This is a genomic window from Pantoea sp. CFCC18179 (genome assembly GCF_059412405.1).
The window spans coordinates 1-5,020 of sequence record NZ_JBNBPM010000029.1 but is presented as its reverse complement, the minus strand read 5'-3'; the positions used below and the strand labels follow the sequence as shown (position 1 = coordinate 5,020).

Annotated in this window: 3 protein-coding genes; all 3 read left to right on the top strand. The window is 52.7% G+C overall.

Annotation, left to right across the window (positions count from 1 at the left end; genetic code table 11):
* Nucleotides 1-69 precede the first annotated feature (69 nt).
* The 3 genes from ACPUC7_RS24155 (at nucleotide 70) to ACPUC7_RS24145 (ending at nucleotide 4,667) form a co-directional block, all read left to right on the top strand.
* Nucleotides 70-2,058: a ParB/RepB/Spo0J family partition protein gene (locus ACPUC7_RS24155; protein ID WP_494924830.1), complete on the top strand. Its 1,989-nt coding sequence runs from the start codon at nucleotides 70-72 to the stop codon at nucleotides 2,056-2,058.
* Between the two features lie 50 nt (nucleotides 2,059-2,108).
* Nucleotides 2,109-2,840: a plasmid SOS inhibition protein A gene (locus ACPUC7_RS24150; RefSeq protein ID WP_494924829.1), complete on the top strand. Its 732-nt coding sequence runs from the start codon at nucleotides 2,109-2,111 to the stop codon at nucleotides 2,838-2,840.
* 717 nt (nucleotides 2,841-3,557) lie between these two features.
* The gene (locus ACPUC7_RS24145; RefSeq protein ID WP_494924828.1) at nucleotides 3,558-4,667 is read left to right on the top strand and encodes a hypothetical protein; all 1,110 of its coding nucleotides are present in this window, start codon (nucleotides 3,558-3,560) and stop codon (nucleotides 4,665-4,667) included.
* Nucleotides 4,668-5,020: the final 353 nt, after the last annotated feature.

Here is a 5,020-nt window from a genome sequence, read left to right as displayed (position 1 = left end):
GGTCGCCCGTTCTGCCCTCACGGCGAGGAACTCAGAGAAACATCACTTAAACCACACGGGAGACACAACATGTCACAGCAGAACGTCAACACCACGGCTTCAGAATCTAAAGAATCATCATCTTTAAAAACCAAAAAACCACGTCGTCCCGCGAAGGCTGACAAAGCTGCAGCGGCGGCGGTCGAGCAGGCGCTGGAAAAAATCGACATCGAGATGATCCCGCTTTCACGACTGGTGGTTTCCCCCCTCAATGTGCGCAGCAGGGTCTATGTGCAGTCGCGCATTGAGTCGCTTGCCGCCACCATCAAAAATGTCGGCCTGCTGCATAACCTGATCACGCATGACATGGCTGACGGGATGCTGGGCGTAGCCTGCGGCGGTCGTCGTCTCACCGCTCTGCAGCTGCTGCTGTCACAGGGTGTGTATCAGCCCGATCAGCTGATCCCGGTCAAGCGCGTCACGGAGGAGCTGGCGCGCGCGGCCTCGATGGTCGAAAACGGCGAGCGTGAGGATATGCACCCCGCCGAGCAAATCGCCGGATTCCGGGCACTGGCAGACGAGGGCAAAACGCCGGCACAAATTGGTGACCTGATGGGCTACAGCTCGCGCCATGTTCAGCGCTGTCTGAAGCTTATCGACCTTGCTCCTGCCATTCTTGACGAGCTGGCCGCTGATAAAATCACGCTTGAGCAGTGTCAGGCGCTGGCGCTGGCCGACACGCATGAACGCCAGCTGGAAGTATGGGAGCAGGCCTCCGGGTACTACAACGCCTCCGCCGAACTCATTCGCAAGCTGATTACCTCCTCCGAGACTGCGATCAGCCACTCTCCAAAGTTTAACTTCATCGGCAAAGATGCCTATCTCGCGGCGGGCGGTTCCATTCGTGCTGACCTGTTCAGTAGTGAGGACGAGGGCTATATCGACACGGCGCTGGTTGAGCAGCTGACGCTGCAGAAACTGCAGCAGATTGCCGACGCCGTGCAAAAGGAGGAGGGGTTTGCCTGGGCAGAGGTCAGGATGGACAGCCGTTTACAAAGCTGGAGCAGCGAGGTGACAAAAACGTATCACTTGCTGCCGGAGCGCTGCCCGGAGTTGACGCCGGAAGAAGACACCGAGTTGAGCGAGCTGCGGGCACAGCTGAAGCTTTCAGAAGATGACGCGCTGGACGTGACGCTGAGAAAGCAGATCGCCGCCCTGGAAGAAACGGGCCTGAAGCGCAGCTGGGCAGGCGCGGACAAGGATAAGGTTGGAGCGATGATCTGCTTTGAGCGCGGCAGCTGCTTCATTCAGCGCGGGGTTCAGCGTCGGGCCGATCTGCCCAAAAAAGAAAAACCCGAAAACAAAGGCGATCTGCAGACCCTTTCCGAAAACTACTCCGCGACGCTGGTCCGCTCGATGTCCTGCGAGCGTTCGCTGGCCGTACAGGCGGCGCTGAGCACGGAGCCGGAAATTGCGCTTGCCATGCTCACCTGGACACTTTGCCGCAGCACCTTCAGCCATAAAAGTTATGAAGGGACCCCAATGAAAATCAGCCTCACGGATAACAGCACCGCGCTGGTTGCCGCAACGTTTGCGAAGGAGGAGACAAAAGCCTGGCAGTTTCTTCAGGCGCAAAAGGCGCAGTGGGAGGCAAAACTCCCTGAAAACTGGTCGCAAGACTTCCGCTGGCTGATGGGCTGGAGCACTGACGAAGTGCTGCAGCTGCAGGGATTCTGCAGCGCCACGGCGGTGTGCTGCTTTCAGGACCGCGTCTATGGGCGCAGCCAGACCAGCAATCTGGATACGCTGGAAACGGCGCTGGGCTTTGACCTGGCAGAGTGGTGGCAGCCGACCGCTGAAGGCTTCTTTAAGCGCATCAGTAAAGAGCAGATTGCCGGGGCACTGACGGAGGCAGGCAAAACGGGCAACGCCAGCGACGCGGAGAAAATGAAGAAAGGCGACGCGGCTGAGTTTGCCGAAGAGGTCATGAAGGACTCGCGCTGGGTGCCCGCGTGGATGAAACCTCTGCGGCCTGCAGCAGAAAATAAAAGCGCAGACGAAACGGGCAGCGAAGGCTGACAGCGACAGACCGCCCTCCGGGGCGGTCATTAAAGACAAGGAGAAAAACCATGAACACTATTCCCCGTCATCTTTCACTTGTTCCGGCCTGCCCGTACTCCTTTGCCATCAGTCTGGCGATTGCTGAGGTCGAAAAGCGCCTGCAGGGTAGAGCAGCTCGCGGCGCACACCCCTACGCCAGCGCGTTCATGCGCCATTACTGCGGGACACGCACCATTAAGGCCGACCAGCTGCGCCGGGTTATGCCGGAATACTCGCCTGGCGATCGTGCCGCGCCACCCGCGCGGGAATACCTGGCTGCGCTCGATACGCTTATCGCCTCACGTGGCGAGCGCTGTCCCTCGCCACTGTCGCAGGATACTGGCTCAAGGCTGTTTCCTCTGACCTCCGCCCGTTTAACGGAGCGACGGGAAAAGCGGCTCTCACTGCGTCAGAACAGGGAACACAATCGGGAATCCCGTGAGCGCGAACAGAAACGCAGACGCTATCAAAACCGCCTAGCGCAGGCGGCGCTGGAGCTGGTATTTCATACGCCGCAGACAGCAGGGCGCTGGTACGTTCACTGGCAGGGCCAGGACATTTATGAAAGCGATCTGCAGTCACTGGTTCTGACCTGGCTGAAGCGATTTGTGTCATGCAGGCATATCGATACGTGGGAGTGGCACGACGAACCGTTATGGCGCGTGATGCTCGACATCAGCATTCTGGCAGGTGAAATGAGCGCCTTCAGCAGAATGAATGACCAGTTCGCGCTGCCCGTGCTGCTGACGTGCCGACCCTGATCCTGTTAAGCCGGGCGCATCGTGTCCGGCTTGTTGCCTGCACTGGCCGCGTCTGAAAAGCGGGCGGCCCTGCGGGCCGGGGGAAGACGGTGCTGACGTACCGTCTCTCTCCCTTCGCCTGCGCTTTCTCTCTCCGGGACGCTGTCTCACGGTCTTCTCTCTCTGCTTCCTGCTGCTGTTAATCCCTGNTCTCTCCGGGACGCTGTCTCACGGTCTTCTCTCTCTGCTTCCTGCTGCTGTTAATCCCTGTTCTGTGCTGCAGCTGCTTCTCCGTTTTTCTGTCCATGAAGGTCAACGGCATAAACAGCCTGATGGCCCCCTCCGGCTCCCCGGCGTTGCCGGGTCGTCAGCCCCACTGCGCTAACCGGCTGCGCCGGTAAGCTCCGCCGAATCCCTGCGGGGTTCGGGCCTGCCGGCTAGGGTCTGATGGCAAAGTCACACATACAGGTAGCCTATTTCCGTTATGTGCGAAAACCTGACAGTAAAAAGAATTTTATATCTGCAATATTCAATAATGAATAGTGATTCTTAACGTATTGATAGTACACTTCTTAATGATGAAAATATCGTTAGCCATCATACACCTACCTATTGTTTGGGTTCATCATTAACTGCTAATATGCAGCGTATGAGGCATCTTCAATTTGCCTTTTTTTAAATGCTGCTGAAAAGCAAGCTTAATGATTCCGTCAGAATTATTTTTTAAAGGCTTTAAGCATGTCTAAAACACGCGATAATTTCAGCCAAACCACTGTAAGAGCACTAGCACAAAGGGCAGGTTATAGGTGCTCATTTCCCGGCTGTAATCAGCTTACTGTTGGGCCCAGTGAGGAATCTTTAACGTCTATCACAAATATTGGGGTAGGTGCACACATACATGCTGCAGCTCCTGGGCCCTTAGCAAGGCGATATGATCCTAATCAAACATCAGCTGAGAGGAAGGACATAAGTAATGGTATCTGGATGTGCCAAACTCATAGCGTTTTAATTGATAAAGATGAAGTTATATATACAGCAGATGTTCTTAAGGAAATGAAAAAAAAGCATGAGGAAAATATTAAATATGAAGTGAGTAATGGTTCGCCATCATCAACCAAGCATAATGACTTTATTGCAATAGGTATAGATATTATTGCTTTTGGAGAGTTCGCTGGATTTTCGAGCAATGAGTGGGTTATAAAATTTTCCAACTTCTTCACTGGTGATTTATCTAAGCTGATATCTTTCAACGAGAGATTTCAATCCATCCCTTCCGAAGAAAAATTTATTCTTGTTAACCAGATTGGTGAAGGGCGCTTAATATCAGCGCCAATAAAGTTAAATAAGTTACCAGATGGCTATGAAGTAATCGTCCCTGTTGAAAAAGATACTCCACGCATCAATTGCTATAGCCTCCCAATGGATTTCGATGTGTTCACTACAGGAGATTTATTTGTAAATAGCAATGGTGATTTTGCTATGATATCGGGGTTTGATGCCTTGCCTCAAAACATATACATGAGCCTTTCCACAATTAGAGGTGAAATTAGTCTCCATCCAACACTTGGCTCACGAATAAGACAATTTTTCCATGAATTTGATGGAACAACGTGGCTAGATAAATTGGTTAAGTTAGAAGTTATTCGTTTATCTTGCATACCATATTGTGACTCAATAACAGGGAAGAAATATACCCCATTGAATTGTGTGAAAAGTGTTAAAAATATTCGGGTGATACCAGCTGAATATAAAGACAGGAAGTTACCCATTGAGTTTACTCTTGATATTGATGGCTTCGGTATCTGGACCAAAGAAATAAGTATTTTTTCACCTAAATACGATGAATAAAATTGATGTTCTTGAATCGAATTATTCGGTTTAGTTGTTTTCTCGGTTTGAAGTATCCCATGCTCTTTACAAATAGTTTTCATTGTAATATTCGTATGCTGTCGTCCGGTTTACTAACGTCATTCTCTCATCCGGTTCTGACACTTATGGAAATTAGTAGCAAAAAACCTGATGGCCCCCTCCGGCTCCCCGGCGCTGCCGGGTCGTCAGCCCCACTGCGCTAACCGGCCTTGCCGGTAAGCTCCGCCGAATCCCTGCGGGGTTCGGGCCTGCCGGCTAGGGTCTGATGGCAACGGCCAGGTCAACCCCTGCAGCGGGCTCTCGCCCGCGCGTTCACTGGCCACAAAAGACGT